Source organism: Anaerophaga thermohalophila DSM 12881 (genome assembly GCF_000191885.1).
Classification (GTDB): Bacteria; Bacteroidota; Bacteroidia; order Bacteroidales; family Marinilabiliaceae; genus Anaerophaga; species Anaerophaga thermohalophila.
The window spans coordinates 1-3,055 of record NZ_AEWI01000198.1; the positions used below are offsets into that span (position 1 = coordinate 1).

The window sequence follows — 3,055 nt, forward strand, 5'->3', positions numbered from 1 at the left end:
CCCGGACAGAACAGTATCATCCTGAAGCATTGTTAAAACATCTACAAGGGCATTGCCCATACCGATAACCTTACTCATACGCCATTCTTTTTTCTTTTTGAAGATGCAAAGATGGGCATTTTTATAAAACTTCGTGCCCGAAAGGTGTCAGAGCAAGCCCGGCCAGTTTCAAATGCTGCCTGGCGAAAGGAATGCCAATAATAGTAATGGCCAGAAGAAGACCAAAAATAAGATGTGTCGCTGCAATCCAAATCCCGCCAAACAAAATCCAGATAATGTTCATAACGGTATTTAAGCAACCTCCGTTTGAGGGAGACGGCACTACTTTCTGACTGAAAGGCCAAAGCGCAAGAAGTCCCAGTTTAAGCGTCTGAAGACCGAAAGGAATACCGATAATGGTTATCATCAAAAAAACAGACGGATTTGTGACAAATGGTAATAACTTATCTTTCCTTCCCCCGGATAAAAATCTTAGTGGCCCCTGACCTTTCTATAGATACGCTTCAACTCAGTAAATTCTTCCCGTTTGATATGACCGGTAGCAAACAATGCACCGGCAAAGAAAAGCAACAAAGTGACTTTTAAGAGCACAAGGGAGAAAAATGGCCAATGAGGCAAATGCATGCCGGTATAAACCAACACACCCCAAATTACAAGGAGCGCGAAATTAGATGGAAGAGAAAAACGAAAAGGTTCGGTCTTTCTGACCTCGATGAAAAACCATGCAACAGCAAAGAACTGCGCAACAACAGTAGAAACAGAAGCTCCCATCTTGCCGATGGAAGGCACCAAAATAAAATTCCCGATAAGATTAATGACAGCGCTCAGTATCAATATTAATGAAATACGACGGGTACGTTTGTGCTTGTTCAGGGGTAAAGTAAAAATCTGACGCATCGCCGAAAAGATCATTCCTACCATTAATACCGGTACTATAACCACGGAAGTCTGGAAAAACTCACTCCCCATCGTCACAACATAGATAATCTCGGGCGAAAACAAGACAATTCCAAGTCCGCCAAATGAAATAACCACCATGAAATAACGAACTATTTTTTCGTAAAAACGTCTGCTGTCCGGTTCGTTCATGGTTTTGAAATAATAATTGGTATACCCGGTGATGAACGACGCTACAATAACCATTTGTACCAGATTGGATACCTTAAATGCCATGCCATATCCGGCTACTTCACCAAGGTTCTGGTACTGATTGATCATGTGCCGGTCGCTTAGTGTTAAAACCGTGGTTAGAATATTACTCACCGCCAGTGGAAGACCATAATGAAGCATCTCTTTAAGAACAGACCGGTTAAATCCTAAATCAATGTTTCTGATTGTCAGAGGAATAAACATCAGAAAAGTAACCAAATGAGCAACCAGCTGTGCCAGGTAAATTCCCTCCAAACCCATCTTTTTTACCTCCAGGAAATAGAAGGTGGCTCCTATCAACAGAACTACATTCAAAAATACCCACCATGTCTGCGCAACAGCTTTTTGTTCTATCTTTAGCAGATATTGCGGCATTTCGAACATTAATCGAAAAAAAGAGGCGGAAATAAAATAAAGAATGATTGATGGCGACAATTCGTAATGGAAAATCTCATCTGAAAACCTGAAAATGACAAACCCAACAACAAGAACAGTCAGCAAGGTGGTTATAAAATTGAATGAATAGGTCGTAAAAAAGAGTTTTTTCTTTTCCCGGTCGCCATCCATATCATGATACCATCGCATGAAACCACCCTTAACACCCCAACTCGATAAAATCAGGATGAACTGAAAAATGGTTTCGAACAAGGTAACCACACCGTATTCCGATTCATTAATATATCGAAGATAAAGCGGTATGAGGATGACACCGCTCAACTTGACAACGATATTGCCAATACCATAAATAATACCTTGCTTGAAAATAAACCGGGTCTGGCTCTGCATGGCTTAAGATATTTTCAGCAAAAATAGCAGGAAACTACAGATTAAAACAGGATATGATACGTTTTATTCACTGAAAATGCTTTTCAACAATGAGTGCAGTATAAAAAGCATATTTTTGTCAAAATCAAGGCGTTTTAAATTTTTGTACCGGATTTAACTTATTGTTAATGAGGCTCCTTTCGTATAAAATTTATTTTTAAGGTCGGATGGAACTCGCATGATTGATTTTATACATCAATTTTTGTGATAAATCTTGACATGCTCGTTTCAAAAATTTAAAACAACAACGAGTTTGGCAATAAAGATGCTTTTTAGACCGGGCTCAACAATAGTTCGCTAAAAAAAGTCTAAACGCAATAACGCAAAGTTTTATTATGAAAGAGTTGTGACTTGCATCGTTAAATCTTTATACAATTAATGACCTGACATCTGGAAAAGTTTAACGGAGTATTGTTTCAAAATATTGTCATTATCTTTATACTTTCAATTTTTATCCTGATTTTTTGAACGTAAGATCAATTTTACATGATTGCGTGAGGTATAAAAAACATATTTTTGTCGAATTCAATGCGTTTTAAATTTTCGTGCCGGAGTTAACTCCTTGTTAATGCGGATTCATCAGCACAAAAAAGTGCCCAAATACCGGGCACTTCATAAAATAACAAATAAATGCATACAGAATTGATTCGTTTTGGGATCATCGGCTGTGGCCGAATAGCTAATCGTCATGCAAAACATATTGCCAATAACGGCCAATTAGCCGCAACCTGCGACATCGATATTGAAAAAGCCGGAAATCTGGCCGACGAATATGGATGCAAAGCATGGTCGGACACGGAAAAATTCCTGACCGAAAATAAAGGAAAAATGGATGTGGTGTCGGTCTGCTCACCCAACGGGTTGCATGCCGACCATACAATTGCCGCCCTCCGACACGGGTATCACGTGCTATGCGAAAAACCGATGGCTATTTCTGTTGAGGATTGTGGAAATATGATCAATGAGGCCGAACACGCCAATCGTCGTCTTTTCATCGTCAAACAGAACCGGTTTAATCCACCCGTTGAAGCATTAAAAAAAGCAATAGAAGAAGACCGTCTGGGAAAAATTTTTAATGTGC

General features: G+C 39.3%; 3 protein-coding genes. 1 reads left to right on the forward strand and 2 read right to left on the reverse strand.

Going from position 1 to position 3,055, the window contains the following annotated elements:
- Positions 1-121 precede the first annotated feature (121 nt).
- Positions 122-406, reverse strand: coding sequence for a YccF domain-containing protein (locus ATH1_RS19940; protein ID WP_010418033.1), 285 nt, complete (start codon positions 404-406; stop codon positions 122-124).
- Positions 407-471: 65 nt separating this feature from the next.
- Positions 472-1,935: a lipopolysaccharide biosynthesis protein gene (locus ATH1_RS0117650; RefSeq protein WP_010418030.1), complete on the reverse strand. Its 1,464-nt coding sequence runs from the start codon at positions 1,933-1,935 to the stop codon at positions 472-474.
- A 669-nt stretch (positions 1,936-2,604) separates the two neighbouring features.
- On the opposite strand from ATH1_RS0117650, the gene ATH1_RS0117655 reads away from it, so the two are divergent.
- A partial coding sequence (locus tag ATH1_RS0117655; protein WP_010424970.1) for a Gfo/Idh/MocA family protein occupies positions 2,605-3,055 on the forward strand: 451 nt, incomplete at its 3' end.

Excerpts from the sequence above, each read along its gene's own strand:
- ATH1_RS19940 (WP_010418033.1), bottom strand. The coding sequence starts at position 406 with ATGATAACCATTATCGGTATTCCTTTCGGTCTTCAGACGCTTAAACTG.
- ATH1_RS0117650 (WP_010418030.1), bottom strand. The coding sequence starts at position 1,935 with ATGCAGAGCCAGACCCGGTTTATTTTCAAGCAAGGTATTATTTATGGT.